Genomic DNA, 22,454 nt, shown 5'->3' with positions numbered 1-22,454 from the left:
CACACAAATCGAGTATCTCTCGGTGGGGATGTAGCTGATTATGGCTTCGGAACATTACCCCTCCGTTCCGGACCAGTCGACGGCCGTGACAGAGGAACGGGCCGTCGCGAACGCACAGGGCGCACTGGATGTCGTCCAGGCGGCGTCAGTGACCGTCGGCGAGCAGCTCGCGGCGATTGACGAGCGCGCAACGGCACAGGCGACCGACGCACAGTGGATCGCCGACGAAGTCTCCTCGCTCTCGGCCACTATCGAGGAGATCGCCGCGACCGCGACCGAAGTCAGCGACCAGAGCCAGCGGGCCACGGACGCGGCAAACGACGGTCGGGAGGCCGCGGCCGACGCCATCGAGTCGATGGACGAGGTCCGCGAACTGGGCCAGGCGGTCGCCGCGGAGGTGGCCGCCCTGCAGGACCGGGTCGATCGCATCGCCGATGCGTTGGCGGGTATCGACCGTATCGCTGACCAGACAAACATGCTCGCGCTGAACGCGTCCATAGAGGCCGCACGGGCGGGCAACGCCGGCGATACAGACGGGTTCGCTGTCGTTGCAGACGAAATCAAGGGGCTCGCCGAGGAATCCCAGCAGCAGGCCGACGAAATCGAAACGACGCTGGCGGCGGTTCGGGATGCGACGGACGACACCGTTGCCCAACTCGATGAAGCTATCGACGGCATCGACACCGGGGCCGAGCAGGTCACCACGGCAATGGCCCGACTCGAAGATGTGGCCGACACCGTCGCTGAGACGGCTGACGGCATCGCGTCCGTCTCGGCGGCAACCGACGAGCAGGCAACGACGAGCGAAGCCGTCGCTCAGCGGTGTGAGACGGTTTCGGACCGCGCTGCAGCCATCGAGGACGACCTCTCGGAGATCCGCGCCGCTCGCTCCGAGCAGACCGCGATGCTGGACGAGATCGACGACGTACTCGCCGCTGCCGAGGCCGACCGGCAGGACCGACTGGCGGATGCACCGACGGTCCCGACCGGTGTCGACGGCCTCGATACCCTCTGTGGCGGCGGGCTCGTCATGGGCGGGCAGGCCGTGGTTCGGTACGCTGACGACACGCAGATCGACGGTGCCATCGCCCAGCTGTGTGCGACGGCTGTCGCCGCCGAGCGGGCGATATCGCTGACGCCGCCCCCGTCGCTGGACCGGTCGACGCTGGCCGCTGCGTTCGCGGCGACCGACCGCTCGCTCGACGATGCGCTCGACGATGACGCCCTGTTCATCCTCGATGCCTTCGGGAACTGGGACCCTCGGTACAACGTGTTCGACCTCGACCGGACCTCGCTGGCTGCCGCCAACGAGACGACGGCCACCAGACGGGATGCCCCACTGGTCATCATCGGGAACATCCAGGGAGAGATTCGGCTGATGGGCGAACAGGCTGCCAGAGAAGCCCGGTACGAGAACGACGACGGCGTCTTCGAACCCCATGACACGGTGGTCAATGTGATTAATGACGACGCCGTTCCGGCGACGCTCGGGGCGTTCTACTCGGGTGCTGCCGACCAGGAACTCACGCTGACGCGAACCGACGGCCGCGAGTACCTAACGCTCACAGCCTCGCCGCGTGGTACTGTGGGTGAGAAACAGCCGGTCTCGCACTTACCGGACCCGCCCTTCCTCAGCGTCCGAGACAGCTGATGTTCGGCATCGACGACACTGGTCGGTTCACGTTCGCAACGGAGGCGTTCGCCACACTGCTCGACCGGACGACTGACGAACTTGTCGGGAGACCTGCCGAAACGGTGGTCGCAGCCGAGGACCGCGAGACGCTGGCCACAGCGATACAGGCCGTCAGCAGCGCGTCGGACCGGGTGACACGAACCTGCCAGGTTACGTTCCCGCAAAGCGACTGCTCCGGCCCGGTGACGGTTGAACTCACGACGGCGGCTAACGGGTCCGTCGTCGGCTCGGTCGGTCGAACGACTGAGGCCTCCGACCCGTTCCGATACCTGTTTGATCTCATCCAAGACGCGGTCGTTGGCTTCGAAATCGTCAATTACGTCCCGATTGTGCGAACTGTCAACCCCGCGTTCGTCCAAACGTTCGGCTACGACCGCGACGAGATCGTCGGTCAACCGCTCAACGATTACATCGTCCCCAGGGACCGCGTCGAGGAGGCAGTCAACTACGACCAGCGGACCGCCTCGGGGGAAATCAACTACGCTGTCGTGTCCCGGCAAACGACCGACGGCTGCCGCGAATTCATCTACCGCGGGGTCCCGTACGATACGGCCGACAGCCGTCGCTGTGGCTTCGCGATGTACACGGATGTCACGGACAGCCGGCGGCAAAAACGCCGACTCCGCGTCCTCCATCGCGTCCTGCGGCACAACCTCCGGAACGAACTGTCTGTCGTGTTCGGGATGTCCGACTACGTCCGTGCGCAGGCAGACGACTCGTCCGTCTCGCTGGCCGCGTCTCGCGCCCTCGATGCAGCCGACCGACTCACGGCCGTCAGCGAAAAGGCCCGGAGCGTCGAAACCGCGCTCGACGGGGACCCCGACCAGTCGGTCGACGCAGCGGCACTGGCCCGGTCCGTTGCCGACAGCTACCGCCCCGATGTCCCGGTCGAAACGACGCTTCCGGAGACACTCCCCGTCACCGGTGGGACAGCCGTCTACGACGCGCTGGACAATCTCGTCGAGAACGCGGTCAAACACACACCCGACGGCACGACCGTCCGAATCACGGCCGAGCGGCGCGGTACCGATGCCTTCGTCCGTGTTCTCGACGACGGCCCCGGTATTCCCGATGTCGAGCGGGCCGTCGTGTTCGAGGACGAAGACATCACCAACCTCCAGCACGGGAGCGGGCTCGGTATCTGGCTCGCTCGCTGGGTCGCCGAGGCGGCCGGTGGCGGCATCGAATACGAACGCGCCGACGGGTGGACGACCGTCTCGCTCAGGCTCCCGCTCTCGGATGCCGACGACGTGCTGATGCCGACCGACGCTCCGAAACCCGAGGCTGGACCGACGCGGCAGTAACACCCCTCCAGACGCTATCGCCTGAGCGCCGCCGTCAACGCGATTGCCCCCAGGACGATGCTCGCCAGCGCCAGCGGCGATAGCTGTGGGACATCGAGCCGAAAGAGCAGCGTCGTCACCACGACGGCCCCCCCGACTAGTCCTGTCGTCCCCGCGACGTGGGTGAGTTCGACGGGCGTACTCGGGGCCGTCCCGAGGTCCGCGTAGAGGTCGATGGCCGCGTGGGCGAACGTCCAGGCCAGTACCGTTGTGCCGCCGGCGGCCAGCACTGTTGTGGTCGTCGCTCCCTGTAGTGCGGCGACCAGCAACGCCAGGAACAGCGACGCGCTGGCGAGGTCGACAAGCCGCCTGGACTGGACCAACTGCCCGCCGGCGAGCAGAACCACGCCGACGAGAGCGGCACCAGTCGAGACGACGCTGATGCCGGCGACGAACAGCGTCACGACGCCCGCCGAAAGCGCCGCACCGCCACAGACCACCCCGGTCCGGTCGGTCATTGCCCACCCCGCCAGGCCTGTTCGGTGACCTGTTCGAGCGGCTGTGTCGCGCCCCAGTCGTGGACGGCGATCCCAGCGGCCCGCAGCCGACGGAGCCGCTCGCGGCGTTCGAGCCGTGCCAGCCGATGTCCCGCCGTGTCCGTCGCGGTCGGGTCGGGACTCAGGACCGTCACCGGATGCCCGCGAGCGGCCAGCCGGCGGACCACCGTCTCGCTGTCGTCGTCACACAGCGGGCCGAGGAAGACGACGTTCGCGGCCGTCGGCAGTTGCGCGATGAGCTTGTCCGCGTCCGGCGTTCGAGTAACTGTCGTCGGGGCGAAAGCACGGTCAGTCCTGAGCAGGTCCCGGGCCTGCTGCTGGTGGGCAGCGCTCGTGCCGGGCGCGAGCCACGCCCCCTGTGGCGAGTACGCCGCGATTCCGACCTCGTGGCCGTCCTCCGGGAGGCCCTCGACGAGGGCGACGGCGGCCATCGTCGACCGCTCGATGGCCGTCTCGGCGTCCGGTCGCGGGGCCAGTGCGGCCGCCGACCTGGCGTCGACGACGACCACCACCGTCGCGGACTGCTCGCGCTGGAACTCGACGGTTCGCAGGTCCCCGGTCCGGGCGTACTGGTTCCAGTCGACACGGGAGAGCGGGTCGTTCGACCGGTGCTCTCGAACGGCGTAGAAGGAGACGCCCTCGCCACCCTCGTCGACGGGGACCGTTCCGGGCCGGCGGGCCACCGCCGGGACCAGCGGCAACAGCGCCGAACTGGCCGGCTGCTCCCAGGTGACGGTGTCGGGCTCGGCCGTGACGCGGGTTCGCCGGGCGACGACGCCGACCACGTCCCTGACGACGACCGTGGCGGGGTCGAACACGCAGCGGTCGGTCCCGCCGGTAATCTCGTAGGTGATCGTCGTCGACGCGCCGGGCCGCAGTGCCGTCCCGAGCGACGCCGACCCCTCGACCACCCGGACGGAGTCGGGGACGCCGTCGGCGAGCCGGAGGTCCGGAATCGTCCGCGACCCGTCGTTGCGAACTGTTAGGGCGACGGTGACCCGCTCGCCAAGCGCCGGCTCGGTCGGCGTGATGGACCGCTGTATCGAGATGTTCGCCGCCGGCGGGACGGCGACGCGGTCGTACGCGCTCAGCGTGACACCGAGCCCGCCCAGCAACACGAGCGCGGGGACCTGGCCCACCAGCCCGACGCCGACGGCGACCAGGGCGGCCCCGGCCAGTCCGAACCAGCGCCCGGTCCGTTGGGTCTCGCTCATCGCTCCTCGTCGCGCTGCCGGAGTTCAGCCGTCGCGTGAGCGACCCGCCGCTGGAACGGGTGGACGCCCGAGAGCCACCCTGACAGCCGCGCTCGGAGGGAAATCGGCGTCCCGTCGAACAGTTCCCGGGCCGGCTTCCTGTCCGTCCAGACACCCGACCGGAGGGCGTCTTTTGCCTCGTCGGGGGAGAGCCCGTCACGCTGGAGGACGGTGACCGCGACCCCCTCGACGCGCCGCCGGATGGCTTCCTGTCCGGCCCCGGCAGCAAGCGCCTCGTCGATGTCGTCGCCGGGGACCGTGACGTACTGGCTATCGGTGTCGGGCAGGGCGACCCCGCGCTCGCCGTCGAGCGAGCGAACAAGCAACGCGAGAACCGCGACGCCGCCCGCGAAGACGGCCACGGCGAGTATCGGGAGGTCCGAGACGGCACCGGCGGGCAACAGCGGCGCGCCGACGACGGCAAGTGCCATGCCGAGTGCGGTCGCAACGAGACCGAGTGCTAGCGGGACCCGGCGCAGCGTCATCGGGTGTCCTCCGTAGTCGAGCCGTCAGTAGCACCGTCTTCCGGGAGGCCGTCCGGGGCCGCCGCGATGGTGTCCGCGCCGTCTGCGGCTCGTTCCAGTGCCTCGCGGGCGCGGGACTCCATGTCGGCGTCCGGTTCGTCACGGCCGTACCGAACCCGCTCGAAGGCCGACCGGAGCGACGCGACGGCGTCGGGGTCGGCACCGGCCGCCGTCGCGTCCGCCTCGATGTCTTGCGGGGACGATGCATCGTCGTCCCCGGTCACCGAATCTTCGAGGGCGGCCCACGCGCGGTACACGTCGTTGGTCAGGGGCACGTCGATTGTGGCCGCGCTGTGTGCGGGGGTCTTCGCCGACTCCGCGGTTGCGACGGTTGGCGTCTCGCCGCCCGTCTCGTCGATGGTCCGGCTCTGGCCGGCCAGCCGCCAGAGGACGACCAGGCCGACCGCGAGGCCGACGGCGAGCGCACCGACCGCGGGGGCGGGGACACTCGGCAACAGTGCGCGAGCGCCGTTCTCACTTTCCGGCGGGTCGATACCACCTGGTGGATCGCTGAGACCCTGTCCGTCGGGGTTGTCGATCTCGCTGTCGTCCCGTGTCATCTCTGCCCGGTCGGAGCCGGTCGCGGCGTCGATGCTCGCGGCCCCGACACTGAACGACAGCAGCGCGACCGCGGCGACGACCGCCACGAGGAGGGACTGTCGCTGCATACGGTCACTCCGCTCGTGGCGCATGAATAGGTTGGGGGACCTGTCGCTTGTGGTGGTTCATCGGGGGCGTCGTGTCCGCGTCGGACCCGCAATCCTTACGCCCGGGACGGCCACACGGACGTGTATGACAGAGGCGACGGGAATCGTCGGGGAGTTCCTCACGCTCAAGGAGGGAACCGACGCGGATCTGCTGGCGATGCAGTGTGGCGATTTCTACGAGTTCTTCGCCGAGGACGCCGAGATCGTCGCCGACGAGCTCGACCTGAAGGTGAGCCAGAAGTCCTCGCATGGTTCATCCTATCCGATGGCGGGAGTCCCGGTTGATGACCTGACGCCGTACGTCTCCGCGCTGGTCGAGCGGGGCTACCGGGTCGCCATCGCCGACCAGCACGAGACCGAGAACGGCCACGCCCGCGAGATAACGCGAGTCGTCACGCCCGGGACGCATCTGGAGACCGGCGACGAGTCGGCCCAGTATCTCGCCGCGGTCGTCCGGGAGACCGGCCGGGACGGCGGCGACACCTACGGCATCGCCGCGACGGACGTGACCACGGGCCAGTTCCAGATCACGCAACTGGATGACGCCGACGCTGGCGAGGCGCTGACGGAGCTGTACACGTTCGCGCCGGCCGAGATTCTGCCCGGTCCCGAGCTGCGCAACGACGACGAGTTTCTGGACCGCTTGCGCGAGCGGACGGACGCGGCGCTGACGCTGCACGACGCGGCGTCGTTCGAACCGGGCCGGGCGAGCCACACCGTCCGCGAGCAGTTCGGCGGCGAGACGGTCGACAGCGTCGGAATCGGCGACCAGGACGTAGCAGTCCGGGCCGCCGGCGCGGTGCTGTCCTACGTCGAAGACACCGGTGTCGGGACGCTGGCGGCGGTCACGCGCTTGCAGGCCTACGGCGAGCGCGACCACGTCGACCTCGACGCGACGACCCAGCGCAACCTCGAACTCACCGAGACGATGCAGGGTGACAGTTCCGGGTCGCTGTTTGACACCATCGACCACACCGTCACGGCCGCCGGTGGGCGGCTGCTCCAGCAGTGGCTCCAGCGACCCCGGCGAAACCGGGCCGAACTCCGACGGCGACAGGCCTGCGTGGCGGCGCTGTCGGAGGCGGCGATGGCCCGCGAGCGGATCCGGGAGACGCTGTCGGACGCCTACGACCTCGAACGGCTGGCGGCGCGGGCCACCTCTGGCAGCGCCGACGCGCGGGACCTGCGAGCGGCACAGGAGACGCTGGCGCTGCTCGGCCAGGTCGCCGACGCCGTGATTGAGACCGAGCGGCTGGCAGAGTCGCCGCTCGCCGACGCCCTCGACGGTGCCGACCGGGACGCGGCCGACGCGCTGGCCGCGGAACTCGACAGTGCGCTCGTCGCGGACCCGCCGGGGACGGTCCGCCAGGGCGGCCTGTTCAAGCGAGGGTACGACGACGACCTCGACGAGGTCATCGACGAGCACGAGGCCGCCCTGGAGTGGCTGGAGACGCTGCCCGAGCGCGAGAAGGAGCGGACCGGCATCACTCACCTCTCGGTCGACCGGAACAAGACCGACGGCTACTACATCCAGGTCGGCAAGAGCGAGACCGACGCCGTCCCCGACGAGTACCAGCATATCAAGACGCTCAAGAACTCCAAACGGTACACGACGCCCGAACTCGATGAGAAGGAGCGGGACGTGTTGCGCCTGGAGGAACGTCGCCACGACATGGAGTACGAGCGGTTTCAGGAACTCCGCGAGCGCGTGGCCGAGCGCGCGACGCTACTGCAGGACGTGGGGCGGACGCTGGCGGAACTGGACGCGTTCGCGTCGCTCGCGGTCCACGCCGTCGAGAACGACTGGACCCGGCCGGCGGTCGTCGAGGGCAACGAACTGTCCATCGAAGCCGGCCGCCACCCGGTCGTCGAACAGACCACGGAGTTCGTCCCGAACGACCTCTACATGGACGACGACCGCCAGTTCCTCATCGTCACCGGCCCGAACATGAGCGGGAAATCGACGTACATGCGCCAGGCCGCGCTCATCACGCTTCTTGCCCAGGTAGGTAGCTTCGTCCCGGCGCGGTCGGCGACGGTCGGCGTAGTCGACGGCATCTTCACCCGCGTCGGCGCGCTGGACGAACTCGCACAGGGCCGCTCGACGTTCATGGTCGAGATGCAGGAGCTATCCAATATTCTCCACTCGGCCACCGACGAGTCACTCGTGATTCTGGACGAGGTCGGCCGCGGAACCGCGACCTTCGACGGGATCTCTATCGCCTGGGCGGCGACGGAGTACATCGTCAATTCGATCCGGTCGAAGACGCTGTTTGCGACCCACTACCACGAGCTGACGGCCTTGGGCGAGGAGCTGCCGACTGTCGAGAACGTCCACGTCGCGGTCGACGGCGAACCCCGATCCGCCGAGGGGGACGGCGACGTGACCTTCCTCCGGACCGTTCGGGACGGGCCGACCGACCGCTCCTACGGCGTCCACGTCGCCGACCTCGCCGGCGTCCCCGAGCCCGTCGTCGACCGGTCACAGGAGGTGCTCGACCGCCTGCGCGACGACAAGGCCATCGAGATTCGGGGCAGCGAGGGGGACAGCGGCGGGACGACACAGACCGTCTTCGACCTGGATTCGGGTCAGTTCACGGACGGGGCGGCCCAGTCGGGAGACACGTCGGCCGGGGCTGACGAGCCGGTAGCGACAGACGGCAGCCCCGAACACGCGCCAGAGGGATCCGTGACCGAGACCCCTGGCGGCGACGAGACGGCGGCGTCGCTCGACCCGGAGACCGAAGCAGTCCTCTCGGAACTGACGGCGCTGGATGTCAATGAGACGCCGCCGGTCGAGCTGATGGCGAAAGTCCAGGAGTGGCAGGCCGAGCTGGACGACGAGTAGCTGGCCGGCTGATTTTCAACGGCGATATTTACGACCGAAAAGCTATACGGTAGTTGTCACTGGTGACAGGTAATGACCGACCGGATCCGTGTGCTCCACGTCGACGACGATCCGGAAATTACTGATGCATCTACAAGTGTCCTCGAACAGGAGCAGTGCGGTATCACAGTTGTGGCAGCGACGACCGTCGCCGATGGACTTCACCGGCTCGACGGGAACGAGTTCGACTGCGTCGTCGCTGGCTACGACCTTCCGGAGCAGACTGGCGTCGAGTTCCTCAATGCGGTCCGCAAGCGACAGCCGGATCTGCCGTTTATCTTGTTCGCCAGCGAGGGGAGCGAAGCAGCCGCCAGCGACGCAATTTCGGCCGGTGTCACCGAATATCTCCGGGCCGATGGCGGTGCCAAACCGTACGTGCGACTCGCACACAGCGTTGTCGACGCCGTCGAACGGGCAGCTGACGAGACCGAACACGCACACAACACGCGGCGTGAGCGTGTTATCGAAGAACTCCACACCACCGCCAGGGCGTTCATGCGGGCCACAAGCGAGGACGCAATCGCCCAGATCACGGTCGATGCGGCGCGGACCATCCTCAACATGCCGGCCAACGCGGTCCACTTCGCCGACGACAACGGCCTGACTCCGGTCACCTGGACCGACCAGGTCGAGGAACTCATCGGTAAACCGCCGGTGTTCACGCCCGGCGACGGGCTCGCGTGGCAGGCCTTCGAAACCGGGGAGACGCGGATCCACGACGACATCAGTTCGAACCCAGACCGGTACAATCCGGAGACAGACATCCGAAGCGAGATCCTCCTCCCGCTTGGGGACCACGGCGTCCTCCTCATCGGCTCATGCGAGGTCAGTGCGTTCGACGACACCGATGTCACGCTCGCACGGACGCTCACGGTACACGCGACCGCGGCGCTTGACCGGCTCGACCGCGAGCGCCAGCTCCGCGAGGAACGGGAGTTCATCGACCAGGCGCTCGATACGCTCGATGACCTGTTCTACGTTCTCAACGCGGACGGGAGCTTCCGGCGGTGGAACAGGCGACTCCCCGAGGTCACGGGGTATAGCGACGCCGAAATCAGCAATCTCGAAGTCTGCGAGTTCTTCCCCCCGGAGGAGTGCGACACGATCCACGAGGCGATAGACCAGGCGTTGAACCACGGGCGGACGACCGTTGAAGCCGAGATCCGGACTGCTGATGGCGAGCTCGTTCCCTACGAGTTCACCGGCACTCGGCTGACGGACACCGACGGCGAGACAGTCGGAGCTGTCGGTATCGGCCGGAACATCTCCCAGCGGAGGGCGTACGAACAGCGACTCGAACGCCAGAACGAACGCCTCGATGAGTTCACCAGCATCGTCAGCCACGACCTCCGAAACCCGCTGACCATCGCGGAGGGGAACCTGGATCTGGCAAGAACGGAGTGCGACAGCGACTATCTCGATGAGGTGTCGGATGCCCACGAGCGAATGCGAGCGCTGATAGACGACCTCCTGACGTTCGCACGGGCCGGCGAAACAGCGATCGATATCGAACCCGTCGCGCTCGCGACGATGGTCCAGGAGTGTTGGCAGACCGTCGAGGCGGACCGGGCCACGCTTGCCGTCGAAATCGACCGCCAGGTCCGAGCGGACCCGGCGAAACTCCGACGGTTGCTGGCGAACCTGCTTCGGAACAGTGTGGAACACGGGAGCGGCCGGTCGGAGTCCGACGACGAACAGAGCGGGGAAAACACAACTGTGAGCGTTGGGCCGGTCGAAGATGCGGACCGGCACGGCTTCTACGTCGCAGACGACGGGCCGGGCGTCCCACCGGACGACCGCGAGCGGGTGTTCGAAGAGGGGTATTCGACCGGCGAAGACGGGACCGGATTCGGGCTCAAAATCGTCCGTCGGATCGCCGATGCCCACGGCTGGACCGTCACGGTCACCGAGAGCGAGACCGGCGGCGCACGGTTCGAAGTGACGGGTCTCGAACCCGCCTGAGCAGGTGGGACCGGAGGGGGACCGGCTCCCGGACGTGGTCTTTTACTCCTGAAGCCCCCAATGCGAGTAATGGCATCTCAGCGACCCCACCGGCGGGGCGCGCGGACCGTCGAGGAGTCGACCTCAACGGGAGATCGAGCGACGCCCGCACTCGCCGTCGAGGGGTTGGCAAAGCAGTTCGGCAGCGGCGCGGACGCGGTGACGGCCGTCGACGACGTGTCGTTTCGTATCGAGCAGGGGACGGTCGTCGGCCTGCTGGGACCCAACGGTGCGGGCAAGACGACGACGATAAAGTCGATCCTCGGCCTGGTATTGCCTGATTCCGGACGGGTTCGGGTGCAGGGGATCGACATGAACAAGCACCCGCGGGCGGCCTACCGCCACGTCGACGCGATGCTCGAAGGGGCGCGAAACGACTACTGGCGGTTGACCGTCCGGGAGAACCTGCGGTATTTCTCGACGATCAAGGGCGTCAAGCCCGACGCCGTCGCCGACCGACATGAGCGGCTGCTGGCGAAACTGGACCTCCTCGAAAAAGCCGATGAGCCCGTTCGGGACCTCTCCCGCGGGATGAAACAGAAGGTGTCGCTGGCGAGCGTCCTGGCCAGTGAGTCCGACCTGGTGTTTCTGGACGAACCGACGCTCGGCCTTGACGTGGAAAGCTCGCTGACACTGCGGCGTGAACTGCGCCGCATCGTCGACGAGCGCGACCTCACCGCCGTCGTCAGCAGCCACGACATGGCTGTCATCGAGGATGTCTGTGACCGGGTAATCATCATGAACGAGGGGGAGATCATCGCCGACGACAGCGTCTCGGCGGTGCTTGAGGAGTTTACCGCGAGCGGGTTCGCCGTGACCAGCCCGGACATCACCGATGACCTGCTGGCGACCATCCGGGAGCGCTTCGAGGTGGTCGAGGTGACGAGCGTCGAGCGGGGGCGGCGCGTTGAGGTGGCGACCGACAGCGACGGGTTCTACCGCCTGATCGCGCTGTGTCGAGACCACGACGTAACCCTCGCTGGCGTCGGCACGGTCGAGCCGGATCTCGAAGACGTGTTCATCGAAATCACTGGGCAGGAGACCATCACTGGCCGGGAGCCGAGCCGATGACGGCGAGGGAGCAGCGCCGATGACAGCGAGTCCAGACACGCACGTGAGCGACGGCGGCGAAACCCCGGCTGTCGATGCCGCCATGCAGGCGGGTTATCTCGACCTCGCGCGGGCGGTGCTGTACCGCGAGTACCTCATCTTCGTCCGCTATCCGGCCAACGCCGTCGGCGGCATCGTCATCTCGGTGTTCTTCTTCGGCCTGCTGTTTTACGGCGGCCGGATGCTCGCCGGGCAAGCGATAACCGACTCCATCGAGGGCATCATCGTCGGCTACTTCCTGTGGTCGCTCTCCGTGGGTGCCTACCAGTCTATCTCGAACGACATCGCCAGCGAGGCCCAGTGGGGCACCCTCGAACGCCACGTCATGACGCCGTTTGGCTTCGCGCCGGTCGCGTTCTGCAAGGGCCTCGCGAAAGTCGTCCGCACGTTCATCACCTCGACGGTGGTGCTTGCGGTGATGCTGGCGATCACCGGGACGACGCTCCAGTTGAACCTTCTGACCGTCGGTCTCGTCGCGTCGCTGACCATCGCGTCGGTGCTGGGCCTTGGATTCGCCGCAGGCGGCGTCGCGGTGCTGTACAAGCGCATCGGGAACTGGCTCAATCTGCTCCAGTTTGGCTTCATAATCCTCATCTCCGCACCGGTGTTCGAACTCGGCTGGACACGGGTGCTACCGCTGGCTCACGGGAGCGCGCTCCTGCAGCGGGCGATGGTCGACGGGACCCGCATCTGGCAGTTCTCCGCCCTCGACCTGGGACTGCTCGTCGGCGTCCCGGCCGGCTACGTCCTGTTTGGGTACGTCGTGTTCCAGTACACGACCCGGCGGGCCAGACGCCTCGGCGTTCTCGGGGATTACTGATACTGTCGGCTGTAACTATTTCAAGATATTCGCGGTGGCGAAATTCTTCACAGACGTACAGCCGACAGTATGATCGCGGCGGACAGGAGGTTTTACTTGTGATGCCACAGATGTGATAGGTAACACTGCTGCTCGTGCGAAGCGGACAGTCCCCTGCCCTGCATCCCACACATGGTCACTCGACACCTCACATCAGAACGCCTGGTCCTCACCATCGCGACAGTGGTCGTCGTCGGTGTGCTGGCCGTCGCAGCGTGGTCGCTCGCGTTCACGAGTACGGGCACAGCCGACCAGCCCCAGGTCGACGCGGACGTACAGCAACGCTACGAGGCGATAGCCGGTGTCAACGCGACACAGACGACCACAATCACCCGGAACGGGACGGTGACGAGCCGGACGACCTACGACGCCGCGCTCCGGCCGGGGACGCAGAAGAAACGGCTAGCAGTCCTCAACAGTACCGCACGGCGGTACGATCTTCGCGTCTCCAACGGCTCGACGCTGTGGCTGTACAACCAGGATCGGGCGAGCGCGACGCGCATCTCGCTCAGCGGGGCCGGGTCAGACCGCGGAGCGCGTCTGGGGCGGCTATTCGCGCGGCTCAACATGTCCACGGCGGCCGACGATACGTCCGAGCCCCAGTCGGTCGAACCGCTGCCGGTCGTCCCCCAGAGCGAGCGACAGCCGGCCGGCGTGTCCGGCGACACCGCCGGGTCGTTGACCGTCAGCTACGGGGGGACGGAGACCGTCGACGGGCGCGAGGCCTACGTCGTCCACGTGGCTCCGGCAAACGACACGGCGGCCTACGAGCAGACGATCTGGGTGGACACTGAGCGGTTCTTCCCGGTCAAAAAGCGCACCGCCTGGACGACAGACGGTGAACGGACAGTCGTGACGACAACGTACACGAACGTCAGCTACGACACCGGCGTCTCCGAGGACGTGTTCATCCCCAACTTCCCGGACAACACGACCGTCACCGTCCCGGAGGGGCCCGAGACACAGACCTACGAGTCGGTCAGCGCCCTGGACGCCGACACCGACATCCGGGTCCCGACGCCAGATATCCCACCGGGGTACGAACTGACAGACGCGACACAGACCCGGGGGCAGATCCACAGCGTCGGCCTCCGGTACGCGAACCGGACCAGTCTGTTCACCATCAGCAAGTACAACCGAACGACGGACGGTCCCGAGCAAAACACCACGGTGACAATCGACGGCCGACCGGCAGTGGTCAGTCGAGACCTGACACCGTCGGTGTCGTGGAACTGTGAAAATTACCGGTACACGATCCGCGGCGAGGGCGTCTCGGCGGACCGGCTCATCGCAATCGGCCAATCAGTCGGCTGCCCCGCTGGCGAGTAAGCCCCCACGCTGGCGTATCAGGCCACCGTTTTCTGGGTCAGAAGTTCGACTGTACGTTATATTATCCAACCACCCCTCGGTACGGATGCAGCGGCCCTGATGACACCGTGCCACCATCGCCCTCCGGCGACGGCCGCTGTCTGTCCACCACACTGCCCCGGGGTTCCCCGGGGCTGCCACCCTGAGGGTGCTGTGGGCCGTGCCGCTTGGTCCCCGCCCCTCGCCCCGCGATGCTCCCTGACTGCGCCGGTCTCCGCTGACGCTGTGTCGTGGCTGACTTCTGACTCGGAAACTGACGGGACCTTTTATTCAGGGACGGGTCGTTGGTCCGGTACGTGAGTGAGGACCCGGCCGTGGGCGACATCCTCGACCTGCTCAGTGACGAGTACGCCCGGGACATCCTCGCAGCAACGAGTGTCAAACCCATGTCCGCGAAACAGCTCGCCGACCAGTGTGAGATGTCACAACCGACCGTGTACAGACGGGTCGAGTGGCTCCAGGAGTACGGCCTCATCGAGGAACAGACCCAGATCGAGACGGGCGGCAACGACTACAGCGTGTTCGCTGCCACGCTCTCTGAGTTCTCGCTGGCGCTTGCTGACGGCGATTTCGAGACCGCTATCGAGCGAACCGAACCGCCGGCGTTCCCGGGACAGGACGAACAGGACACCGCGGATAGATTCACAAAAATGTGGGAGAACCTCTGAGATGGTCGCTATCGAACCGCTCATGAACTGGCTCATCACCGCGCTGGCGTTTGGCTCGACAGTACTGGGTGGGTACGTCGGCTACCAGGCCTACCGGGGGTATCGCCGGCACGACAGCCGCGCGATGCAGTACCTCTCCGTCGGACTGTTCTGTCTCACGGCGGTGGCCTTCGTCGTCGCGTTCGCCGGCTCGGTCCTCCTCCGACAGGGCTTGCTCGCCAGCCAGTTCCAGCAACCGCTGACACTCGTCACTCGCGCGTTCCAGTTCGTCGGCGTCCTCTTTATCGCCTACTCGCTTCACTCCAGAGAGTGACGGCGGGGCGGCGTTCCCCAGTCTTCCCGAACCGCTGAAGGCCCTCCAGCAGGAACGACACGTATGGCACAGACGCCGGAGAGTCGCCCGACGGTCCGTATCGACGGGGCTGACCCACTAGTGCTCCCCTGGGATGTCGACCCTGCGGCGCTGCCGTTCGATGTCGTTTCCGGACCGATTGCCTTCGAATGTGCCTCGGGCGACCGGATCGAACGCGAGTACACCGGTGTCGCCGTGTTCGACCTGCTGGAGGCGGCGGCGATGCCCGGCGACACGACGCACATCCAGTTCGAATCGGCCAACGGGGACCTGGCGTGTATCCCGCTCGCCGACCTCACCGGCGCTGTTCTCGCGCTGGGCGACGGCCCCGGAACCGCGCCGGAGCGACCGCGGTTCGTCTCGCCGCACGTTCTCGGCCCGCGGACGGTCAAGCACGTCTGCTGGCTGCGGCCGCAGGCGCTGGCCGCCGGCGCTGACCGCGAGGCCTACGAGCGGCTGCCGCTGGACGACTGACGCCGGTCGACTGACTATTCCAGCAGGCCGATGTCCTTCGCCAGTCGGTCGGTCAGTTCCTCCAGTACGTCGGGATCGACCTCCGCGACCGGGTCGCCGTCGTGGATCTGCTCGTTGTGGCGCGCGACGGCGTCCTCGACATTTTCGAACGCGACCGACGTTCGCGTCCCACACTCCTCGCAAACGACCGGTATCTCGGGCTGGTCGGCTGTCATTGGCGGCAGTTTATTTCGCTGCCCGATAAACGGTCCGGAGCGTCATGCGGGCGTGTGCTGGGACTCACTCAAGAACGCTTTTCGGCCGCTTGAGATAGAACGCCTGCTCGGTGACGCGTTCGTACACCGCATACAGCGTCTCGACGGCGGCCGGGTCGGGGTCGAACTGCAGGTGCGGAGCCATGTGATACGCCTTGCAGCTGGTCAGGAAGAAGTACAGCGTCCGGTGGTGGGCTGGCGTGGCGTCGACGACACCCATCGACCGCCCGCCCAAATCGTCCGAGAAGTCGTTGAGCAGCGCGGCGATGTCGTCGTTCAGTTCCTCGTCGGGGCGGGATAGCGGCGCACCGAGGGTCTGCTGGAGGAACTCGCTTGTCGCCCGCAGGAACGGGTTCGAGTCCATCCCCGTCGGGTCCACGGCGCTGAACGCGTCGTACAGGTCGAGCAGCGCCGTCAGTTCGCCGTCGGTCAGCGCGATGGGCTTGACGGGGTCGCCCTGCGGGAGCGAGTAGTCCGGGAAGGCGTACGACTCCGGGTCCGGCACCTGCCCAAACACGTTATCGAGACTCATAGTGGTTGTTCGGCTGGGAGACGCCTAATGGTTGGGTGACGCGAGATGCCAGCCCGGTCCCACCAGAACGCATAACATATCGTGTGCGGATATCCCAGTCGATGCCCTCCACCAACCGTACGACCGTTGCACAGCGACGGCTCGAATCTGTGGCACTATGTGTATCGCGATCAGTGTCAACTGAATACCCGACTCTGGCGGGGGAACGCGATTGATGCCGACGTTCACTGCCCGAATTGCTGATGGCTGGCAGAGAGCGAGCGATCACATCTCGCTGATCTTGGTCCCGATACTGCTCGCGGTCATGCAGACGGATAGTATCCGGCAAATACTCACCTACGACGGGGCGCACATCGGCATCAAGTTCGGCGTCCCCGCGTCCGTTGTGACCATCTGGCAGTTCGTGAGTCTGCCCGGTAACGGTGTCACGGCAAACCCTGGCCTCCCCCTGTCGGCCCCGTTCGCGTCGCTGGTCATCCCGGGAGCGATATTGCTACGTGCCGGGCTGAGTGCGGGGTACTTCGGAACAATCGCCGCAGACCTCCTCGGTCGCCACGAGGGCTTCGCGATGAGCGTGCTAACATATTTTGTCCCGTTTCTGGTGATAACTGCTCTCCCGTATGTTGTTCTCGTCCCACTGGCACTGGGACTGTTTGGCTTCGGGAGCCTCGGTGGCGGGGGCGCGATGGTCGGCGCTGTGCTCCTTTTGATTCCAGCGTTCATCGCCGCGGGGTATCTGTTCTGGGCGACGCCGTATCTGATTGTCCTGCGCCGGACTGGGGTGGTGGCAGCGGCCAGGCGGTCGTACAAACTGGCTGTCAACGGTGGGGCGTACCTTTCCTACACAATCGGCTACCTGGCGCTCGTTTTGCTCGTTTCGGCGGTGGCGACCGCCGTCGTCGTCAACATTCCAGTTATCGGCATCCCCTTCGGAATCTTGGTTGGGGGATTTCTGGGGCTAACCCTCAACATCACGACGATGCGATTCGTCGCTGACATCGACCCCGAATCGCCGTCAGCTGGCGAATGGCCCGAGCAGCACCGTAGCGACGGAACCGAAGTCAATCGGTAAAACCGCGTCCTAGCCGCTCTGCTCGTCCAACTGTTCGATGAGACGGAGCCCGTAGATGGTCCGGAGGACCGTGCTGGCGTCGCCGGCCTCGTACACCAGGTCGTCCTTGGCGCTGACGTGGTCGAGTACGTCCGGTGAGGAGTGTGCGGGCGCGGCGGCGATGCCGGCGTCGGTGTCGTCGATCCATCGCATCACCCGCAGGTCGCTCTTGCTGTCGCCCATCACGAGCGCAAACGGGTCATCGATACCCAGCACGTCGAAGGCCTCCTCGACGCCGGCGGACTTGTCCAGTTCGAGGCTCACGAGTTCGGCCGCATCGCCCTCGTAGTAGCCCAGGTCGACGCGTTCGAGGATGTCACGAAACGCATCGGGCGCGTCGTCGATGTCGGCGTCGGTCGAGAGGCCGCCGGCCTCAAGCACGTCCAGGATTTCGGGGTCGCGGCTGAAGTAGGCCCGTGCGTAGCCTGCGGGGTCGTCCACGTCGGCGTCGACCTGCGCGGCGATGGCGTCCCCGACGAGGCCACAGAGGTACCGCAGCGACTCGTCGATGATTTCGACGGCGTTGTCGCTGCCGACCTCGGCGTTGGGTTTCAGTGTGACGTTGAACTCGTTGCCCTGGAGGTGACAGCGCTTGCCGACGGCGTCGGGGGCCTCCGAGAGGACTCGCCGGCGGACGGTCTCGAACACGTCCACGACCGCGTCGTCGAGGCGTTCGTAGAGGAGTCGCTTGGTGTCCTCCCCGTGCTTGGGCGTGAACACGCCGTTGCCGGACTCGTAGACGATACTCATCTGTCCGGAGGAAACGAGGTCGTTGCCCAGCCCCTGAATCATGAACCCCTTGACATTCTCTAAGGTCTGGCCGGTACAGACGACGATGGGGACACCCGCCTCGTGGAACTGTGTCAGGAGATACAGCGTATCGCGCGGGATTTCGTTGTCGGTGTCGCCGGCCGACCGGAGCGTCTCGTCGACATCCAGCACGAGGACGTTCACCGACCGGCCGTACTTCGAGTAGAGATCGAGCGCGGTGAAGGCCTCGTCGCGGGTCAGCCGGGCTGCGATCTCCGCGTAGGTCTCGCCGGTCCCGGGAAACTCGTCGGTGATGTCTGCTTTGAGTTCATCGAGGCGGTCGCTGGCGGTCTCCCACTGTTCCAGCGCGACAGTCGAGCTAAGCGGGGGAAACAGGTCGACGAACTCCTGATATCCTCGCAGCGTCGTCGTGTCTACGCTCTTGTAGAGCCGGTAGAGTTGGTCGTATTGTTCCATGCGAAATCCACAGGATACTGGCGTGTGACGGCGAGCGTACTTTACCTATCGGGTTTGCGGTACTCGCGTCCGCGAAAAAACGGCAGGTTTGCCAGCACCTCTGCCGTGGAGTGTGTCGCTGCTACGCCTTGTCGCCGCCGTCGGTCAGCACCTCGGTTTCGGTCGCCTCCTCGTTGAGGAAGGACGGCAGTTCCGCCTCGTCCTCGTCAGTTGCCTCGTCGTCCGCGGTCGCTTCTGTCCAGGAGCGTTCTCTGTGGTGGCACATGGGTCGTCACCATGCGGGGGTCAGGACTGTTCTATGTTAACTATTTCCATGATTAAGCTGATAGGCGCGGCGAGGGCAGACAGTATCAAGTCGCTTCGTCCGTTAGCGGGTAGCAACCATATATGCGGAGGCACGCATGACCGACATCCAGCGACTCGACGACCGGACCGTCGAACGCATTGCGGCCGGCGAGGTGGTCGAGCGGCCGGCCTCCGTCGTCAAGGAACTGGTCGAGAACGCCATCGACGCCGACGCGACCCGGGTCGAAGTCGTCGTCGAGGCCGGGGGAACAGACGGAATCCGCGTCACGGACGACGGCGTCGGGATGGACCGCGAGGCCGTCGAGACAGCCGTCGAGAAACACACGACCTCGAAAATCCACGACATCGCGGACCTGGAGGGCGGCGTCGGCACGCTCGGGTTCCGCGGCGAGGCCCTGCACGCAATCGGGGCGGTGTCGCGGCTGACTATCCAAACCAGGCCCCGGGGCGGCGACGTGGGAACCGAACTGGTGCTCGAAGGCGGCGAAGTCACGTCGGTCGGCCCCGCCGGCTGTCCGGAGGGGACGACGATAGCGGTCGAAGACCTCTTCTATAACGTCCCGGCCCGCCGGAAGTACCTCAAACAGGAGTCGACGGAGTTCGCCCACGTCAACACCGTCGTCGCCAGTTACGCGCTGGCGAACCCGGACGTGGCCGTGTCGCTGACCCACGGCGACCGCGAGACGTTCTCGACGACGGGACAGGGCGACCTGCGCGAGACCGTAATGTCCGTCTACGGACGGGAGGTCGCCGAGTCGATGATCCCGGTTGGTGCCGGCTCGGGAGCGAACGCGGATGGCGACGACCCCGGCAGTTTCCCCGACGGCCCGCTCGACGGCGTCCACGGCCTCGTCTCCCATCCCGAGACCAACCGCGCCGGCCGCGAGTACCTCTCGACGTACGTCAACGGCCGCTATGTGAGAGCCGGCACCGTTCGCGACGCCGTCGTCGACGCCTACGGGACACAGATCGCACCGGACCGCTACCCCTTCGCCGTCCTCTTTCTGGACGTGCCCGCAGGCGACGTGGATGTGAACGTTCACCCCCGGAAAATGGAGGTCCGCTTCGCGGACGACGAGGGCGTTCGCGAGCAGGTCCGGACCGCCGTCGAGGACGCGCTGTTGCGAGAGGGACTACTGCGCTCCACGGCACCACGCGGGCGATCAGCGCCCGAGCAGACGGCGATTGCGCCGGAGTCATCAGAGAACGGCGATAGCGTCTCTGGAGGTGTTGGTTCGCAGGACCGGAATTCCGTGGACGAAGCGGTACCGACAGAGCACACGGACGCCACAGCGACCGAGAGCGGTGACGATACGGCAACGACAGCGTCGGACACTGAACCCGGAGATACAACAGACACCACGCAGACCGGGACAGCCGATCGCCAGCCGTCCGAGACGGCCTCGTCGTCCAGTTCAGCCGACACGAAACGGTCCTCCGCAACCGAGACGACGGGCGATGCGTCGGGCGAATCCGGAGCGAGCCGAACAGAGGGTAGCGTTTCGAGTGGAGATAGCGACAGTAGACCGTCCGCGGCGCCCACACCGGGACGGCCAGCCGCACAGAGCGGGGACCGGAAATTCACCGGCGCGCAGGAGCAGGCACGCCTCGGCGACGCACCGCAGACAAGCCACGAGTCGCTGCCCTCGATGCGGATTCTCGGGCAGTTAGCCGATACCTACGTCGTCGCTGAGACGGACGACGGCCTCGTACTGGTCGACCAGCACGCCGCGGACGAGCGGGTCAACTACGAGCGGCTCAAGGCCAAGTTCGAGGGCGAAACCACGACGCAGGCGCTGGCCGACCCCGTCGAACTGGAGCTGACCGCCCGCGAAGCCGAGGTGTTCGACCGGCGCAGCGACGCGCTGGCGAGCCTGGGCTTTCACACAGCGCGGACGGGCGAGCGAACCGTCGAGGTCCGAACGCTCCCCGGCGTCATCGCTGACGCGGCCGGCCCGGACATTGTCAGGGACGTGCTGGGGGCGTTCGTCGCTGGCGACGACGAGGCGGCGGCGACCGTCGAAGCGGCGGCCGACGAACTGCTCGGCGACCTGGCGTGTTACCCCTCCGTGACCGGGAACACGTCGCTGACAGAGGGCTCCGTCCGGGAGCTACTCGCCGCGCTGGACGACTGTGAGAACCCCTACGCGTGTCCCCACGGGCGACCGACGATCATCCACATCGACCGGCAGGAACTCGAAGATCGGTTCGAGCGGGACTACCCCGGCCACGGTGGCCGGCGGCGGTAGCACGAGGGGAGGGGCAGCCGTCCCCGACACAGCAGCCGATACAGCCGATTAAACTAAACCTACGTCTCCCGATGCACGCGGTATGTCACTCGTAACGTTCGGCGAGACCGCCCTCAGATTTGCACCCCCGGACGGACAACGGTTCGAGACGGCCCGCGAGGCCTCGATCCGCGTCGACGGGACTGCAAGCAGCGTCGCAGCGACGGCCGGCCGGCTCGGGGCCGACGCCAAGTGGCTCTCGAAAGTCCCGGATACGCCGCTGGGACGGCGCGTCGTCGCAGAACTACAGGAGTGCGGACTTGAGACAGAGGTCGTCTGGGCCGACCCAGCGGCCGGCCGGCAGGGGCTCACCTTCCACGAGGACGCCGATCCGCCCCGGGCCGAACGGCTGCTGCAGGACCGCGGTAACACCGCTATGGCGACGCTGACACCCGGTGAACTTCCAATGGGTGAGATCCAGAACGCGGACGTGGTGTTCACCTCGGGGGCGACCCTTTCGCTGTCCGATACCGTCGCGGACACGACGGGCGCGTTGCTCAGAGCGGCCGCGGGGATGCGGGCGTTCGACCTCGATTTCCACCCGGGGCTGTGGGACGCCGACGATGCGCGCGATGCACTCGACGGTCTCCTTCCAGCCGTCGATACCCTCTTTGCCGCCGAAGAGCAGGCGTCCACAGTGTTTGACACTACTGGGAGTCCGCGGGAACTCGTTCACGCGCTGGCGACAGAGTACGACCTCACCCGCGTGATTCTCACACGGAGCGAGTACGGAGCCGTGGCCTATCACGACGGCGTCGTCCACGAACAGGACGCCATCGAGACGACAGGCGGTGACGAGTCAGGGCAACACGAGGCCTTCGTCGGAGCGACGCTCCAGCAACTGGCCGCCGGCGCGGACACGGACGAGGCACTGCTCCATGGTGTCGCGGCGGCGGCGCTCTCCCGGACGATGTCGGGGCCGCTGACGCCGCTCGAACCGTCCGAAGTGTCGCGCCTTGTCAGTAAACAGCAGTCTAGACGGCCGTAGGCGGACCATACG

21 protein-coding genes are annotated in these 22,454 nt (G+C 66.6%); 13 read left to right on the top strand and 8 right to left on the bottom strand.

What is annotated here, in order from left to right; translation table 11 throughout:
- The first annotated feature begins 40 nt into the window (after positions 1–40).
- Entirely contained in the window at positions 41–1,651 is a 1,611-nt protein-coding gene (locus NDI54_RS02310; protein ID WP_310894867.1) for a methyl-accepting chemotaxis protein, read from the top strand.
- On the top strand, positions 1,651–2,997 hold the full coding sequence (locus tag NDI54_RS02305; RefSeq protein ID WP_310894866.1) for a sensor histidine kinase: 1,347 nt from the start codon (positions 1,651–1,653) through the stop codon (positions 2,995–2,997). The genes NDI54_RS02310 and NDI54_RS02305 overlap by 1 nt, the downstream gene beginning before the upstream one ends.
- Before the next feature lie 14 nt (positions 2,998–3,011).
- Here the strand turns inward: NDI54_RS02305 and NDI54_RS02300 are convergent, their stop codons facing one another.
- Genes NDI54_RS02300 through NDI54_RS02285 form a run of 4 tightly spaced genes read right to left on the bottom strand, consistent with a single transcriptional unit; the run spans position 3,012 to position 5,978 of the window.
- Complete coding sequence (locus tag NDI54_RS02300) at positions 3,012–3,494, bottom strand: DUF7519 family protein (RefSeq protein WP_310894865.1); 483 nt, start codon at positions 3,492–3,494, stop codon at positions 3,012–3,014.
- On the bottom strand, positions 3,491–4,747 hold the full coding sequence (locus NDI54_RS02295) for a DUF58 domain-containing protein (protein WP_310894864.1): 1,257 nt from the start codon (positions 4,745–4,747) through the stop codon (positions 3,491–3,493). Before NDI54_RS02295 ends, NDI54_RS02300 begins: the two co-directional genes overlap by 4 nt.
- Positions 4,744–5,271 (bottom strand): DUF7269 family protein, encoded by a 528-nt coding sequence (locus NDI54_RS02290; protein WP_310894863.1) that lies wholly within the window; start codon positions 5,269–5,271, stop codon positions 4,744–4,746. Before NDI54_RS02290 ends, NDI54_RS02295 begins: the two co-directional genes overlap by 4 nt.
- Positions 5,268–5,978 (bottom strand): DUF4129 domain-containing protein, encoded by a 711-nt coding sequence (locus tag NDI54_RS02285; RefSeq protein WP_310894862.1) that lies wholly within the window; start codon positions 5,976–5,978, stop codon positions 5,268–5,270. The genes NDI54_RS02290 and NDI54_RS02285 overlap by 4 nt, the downstream gene beginning before the upstream one ends.
- A 124-nt stretch (positions 5,979–6,102) precedes the next feature.
- Between NDI54_RS02285 and mutS the strand changes: the two genes are divergently transcribed.
- The 8 genes from mutS (at position 6,103) to NDI54_RS02245 (ending at position 15,736) form a co-directional block, all read left to right on the top strand.
- Positions 6,103–8,865: a DNA mismatch repair protein MutS gene (mutS, locus tag NDI54_RS02280; RefSeq protein WP_310894861.1), complete on the top strand. Its 2,763-nt coding sequence runs from the start codon at positions 6,103–6,105 to the stop codon at positions 8,863–8,865.
- 72 nt (positions 8,866–8,937) lie between these two features.
- Entirely contained in the window at positions 8,938–10,866 is a 1,929-nt protein-coding gene (locus NDI54_RS02275; RefSeq protein ID WP_310894860.1) for a hybrid sensor histidine kinase/response regulator, read from the top strand.
- 69 nt (positions 10,867–10,935) lie between these two features.
- Positions 10,936–11,976, top strand: coding sequence for an ABC transporter ATP-binding protein (locus tag NDI54_RS02270; RefSeq protein WP_310894859.1), 1,041 nt, complete (start codon positions 10,936–10,938; stop codon positions 11,974–11,976).
- A 19-nt stretch (positions 11,977–11,995) separates the two neighbouring features.
- Positions 11,996–12,835, top strand: coding sequence for an ABC transporter permease (locus NDI54_RS02265; RefSeq protein WP_310894858.1), 840 nt, complete (start codon positions 11,996–11,998; stop codon positions 12,833–12,835).
- 171 nt (positions 12,836–13,006) lie between these two features.
- Entirely contained in the window at positions 13,007–14,203 is a 1,197-nt protein-coding gene (locus tag NDI54_RS02260) for a LolA family protein (RefSeq protein WP_310894857.1), read from the top strand.
- A gap of 335 nt (positions 14,204–14,538) precedes the next feature.
- Complete coding sequence (locus NDI54_RS02255; RefSeq protein ID WP_394347813.1) at positions 14,539–14,910, top strand: ArsR/SmtB family transcription factor; 372 nt, start codon at positions 14,539–14,541, stop codon at positions 14,908–14,910.
- A 1-nt stretch (position 14,911) separates the two neighbouring features.
- Positions 14,912–15,223, top strand: a complete 312-nt coding sequence (locus NDI54_RS02250) for a DUF7521 family protein (protein WP_310894856.1) — start codon at positions 14,912–14,914, stop codon at positions 15,221–15,223.
- A 63-nt stretch (positions 15,224–15,286) separates the two neighbouring features.
- Positions 15,287–15,736 (top strand): molybdopterin-binding protein, encoded by a 450-nt coding sequence (locus NDI54_RS02245; protein WP_310894855.1) that lies wholly within the window; start codon positions 15,287–15,289, stop codon positions 15,734–15,736.
- Between the two features lie 14 nt (positions 15,737–15,750).
- Here NDI54_RS02245 and NDI54_RS02240 read toward each other — a convergent pair whose 3' ends face one another.
- A complete protein-coding gene (locus tag NDI54_RS02240) occupies positions 15,751–15,951 on the bottom strand; it encodes a hypothetical protein (protein WP_310894854.1) in 201 nt (66 codons plus the stop codon).
- 64 nt (positions 15,952–16,015) lie between these two features.
- Positions 16,016–16,522 carry a hypothetical protein gene (locus NDI54_RS02235; RefSeq protein ID WP_310894853.1) on the bottom strand — a complete coding sequence of 169 codons (507 nt, stop codon included), beginning with the start codon at positions 16,520–16,522 and terminating at the stop codon, positions 16,016–16,018.
- Between the two features lie 214 nt (positions 16,523–16,736).
- Between NDI54_RS02235 and NDI54_RS02230 the strand changes: the two genes are divergently transcribed.
- Entirely contained in the window at positions 16,737–17,594 is an 858-nt protein-coding gene (locus NDI54_RS02230; RefSeq protein WP_310894852.1) for a hypothetical protein, read from the top strand.
- 9 nt (positions 17,595–17,603) lie between these two features.
- Here the strand turns inward: NDI54_RS02230 and NDI54_RS02225 are convergent, their stop codons facing one another.
- Together NDI54_RS02225 and NDI54_RS02220 are read right to left on the bottom strand one after the other, a co-directional pair.
- Complete coding sequence (locus tag NDI54_RS02225; RefSeq protein WP_310894851.1) at positions 17,604–18,860, bottom strand: HAD family hydrolase; 1,257 nt, start codon at positions 18,858–18,860, stop codon at positions 17,604–17,606.
- A 121-nt stretch (positions 18,861–18,981) separates the two neighbouring features.
- On the bottom strand, positions 18,982–19,125 hold the full coding sequence (locus NDI54_RS02220) for a hypothetical protein (protein ID WP_310894850.1): 144 nt from the start codon (positions 19,123–19,125) through the stop codon (positions 18,982–18,984).
- Between the two features lie 136 nt (positions 19,126–19,261).
- Here NDI54_RS02220 and mutL point away from each other — a divergent pair, with 136 nt between their 5' ends.
- Positions 19,262–21,415: a DNA mismatch repair endonuclease MutL gene (gene mutL, locus NDI54_RS02215; protein ID WP_310894849.1), complete on the top strand. Its 2,154-nt coding sequence runs from the start codon at positions 19,262–19,264 to the stop codon at positions 21,413–21,415.
- Positions 21,416–21,497: 82 nt separating this feature from the next.
- Positions 21,498–22,442: a sugar kinase gene (locus NDI54_RS02210; protein WP_310894848.1), complete on the top strand. Its 945-nt coding sequence runs from the start codon at positions 21,498–21,500 to the stop codon at positions 22,440–22,442.
- Positions 22,443–22,454: the final 12 nt, after the last annotated feature.

It is taken from the genome of Haloarcula terrestris, assembly GCF_031624315.1.
Taxonomy (GTDB): Archaea; Halobacteriota; Halobacteria; order Halobacteriales; family Haloarculaceae; genus Haloarcula; species Haloarcula terrestris.
The sequence above is the reverse complement of the archived record's forward strand: the minus strand, read 5'-3'. Positions and strand labels throughout refer to the sequence as shown.

What these genes read in the sequence shown, in the direction of transcription:
- NDI54_RS02310 (WP_310894867.1), top strand. Translation starts at nt 41, where the DNA reads ATGGCTTCGGAACATTACCCCTCCGTTCCGGACCAGTCGACGGCCGTG.
- NDI54_RS02305 (WP_310894866.1), top strand. Translation starts at nt 1,651, where the DNA reads ATGTTCGGCATCGACGACACTGGTCGGTTCACGTTCGCAACGGAGGCG.
- NDI54_RS02300 (WP_310894865.1), bottom strand. Translation starts at nt 3,494, where the DNA reads ATGACCGACCGGACCGGGGTGGTCTGTGGCGGTGCGGCGCTTTCGGCG.
- NDI54_RS02295 (WP_310894864.1), bottom strand. Translation starts at nt 4,747, where the DNA reads ATGAGCGAGACCCAACGGACCGGGCGCTGGTTCGGACTGGCCGGGGCC.
- NDI54_RS02290 (WP_310894863.1), bottom strand. Translation starts at nt 5,271, where the DNA reads ATGACGCTGCGCCGGGTCCCGCTAGCACTCGGTCTCGTTGCGACCGCA.
- NDI54_RS02285 (WP_310894862.1), bottom strand. Translation starts at nt 5,978, where the DNA reads ATGCAGCGACAGTCCCTCCTCGTGGCGGTCGTCGCCGCGGTCGCGCTG.
- mutS (WP_310894861.1), top strand. Translation starts at nt 6,103, where the DNA reads ATGACAGAGGCGACGGGAATCGTCGGGGAGTTCCTCACGCTCAAGGAG.
- NDI54_RS02275 (WP_310894860.1), top strand. Translation starts at nt 8,938, where the DNA reads ATGACCGACCGGATCCGTGTGCTCCACGTCGACGACGATCCGGAAATT.
- NDI54_RS02270 (WP_310894859.1), top strand. Translation starts at nt 10,936, where the DNA reads ATGGCATCTCAGCGACCCCACCGGCGGGGCGCGCGGACCGTCGAGGAG.
- NDI54_RS02265 (WP_310894858.1), top strand. Translation starts at nt 11,996, where the DNA reads ATGACAGCGAGTCCAGACACGCACGTGAGCGACGGCGGCGAAACCCCG.
- NDI54_RS02260 (WP_310894857.1), top strand. Translation starts at nt 13,007, where the DNA reads ATGGTCACTCGACACCTCACATCAGAACGCCTGGTCCTCACCATCGCG.
- NDI54_RS02250 (WP_310894856.1), top strand. Translation starts at nt 14,912, where the DNA reads ATGGTCGCTATCGAACCGCTCATGAACTGGCTCATCACCGCGCTGGCG.
- NDI54_RS02245 (WP_310894855.1), top strand. Translation starts at nt 15,287, where the DNA reads ATGGCACAGACGCCGGAGAGTCGCCCGACGGTCCGTATCGACGGGGCT.
- NDI54_RS02240 (WP_310894854.1), bottom strand. Translation starts at nt 15,951, where the DNA reads ATGACAGCCGACCAGCCCGAGATACCGGTCGTTTGCGAGGAGTGTGGG.
- NDI54_RS02235 (WP_310894853.1), bottom strand. Translation starts at nt 16,522, where the DNA reads ATGAGTCTCGATAACGTGTTTGGGCAGGTGCCGGACCCGGAGTCGTAC.
- NDI54_RS02230 (WP_310894852.1), top strand. Translation starts at nt 16,737, where the DNA reads ATGCCGACGTTCACTGCCCGAATTGCTGATGGCTGGCAGAGAGCGAGC.
- NDI54_RS02225 (WP_310894851.1), bottom strand. Translation starts at nt 18,860, where the DNA reads ATGGAACAATACGACCAACTCTACCGGCTCTACAAGAGCGTAGACACG.
- NDI54_RS02220 (WP_310894850.1), bottom strand. Translation starts at nt 19,125, where the DNA reads ATGTGCCACCACAGAGAACGCTCCTGGACAGAAGCGACCGCGGACGAC.
- mutL (WP_310894849.1), top strand. Translation starts at nt 19,262, where the DNA reads ATGACCGACATCCAGCGACTCGACGACCGGACCGTCGAACGCATTGCG.
- NDI54_RS02210 (WP_310894848.1), top strand. Translation starts at nt 21,498, where the DNA reads ATGTCACTCGTAACGTTCGGCGAGACCGCCCTCAGATTTGCACCCCCG.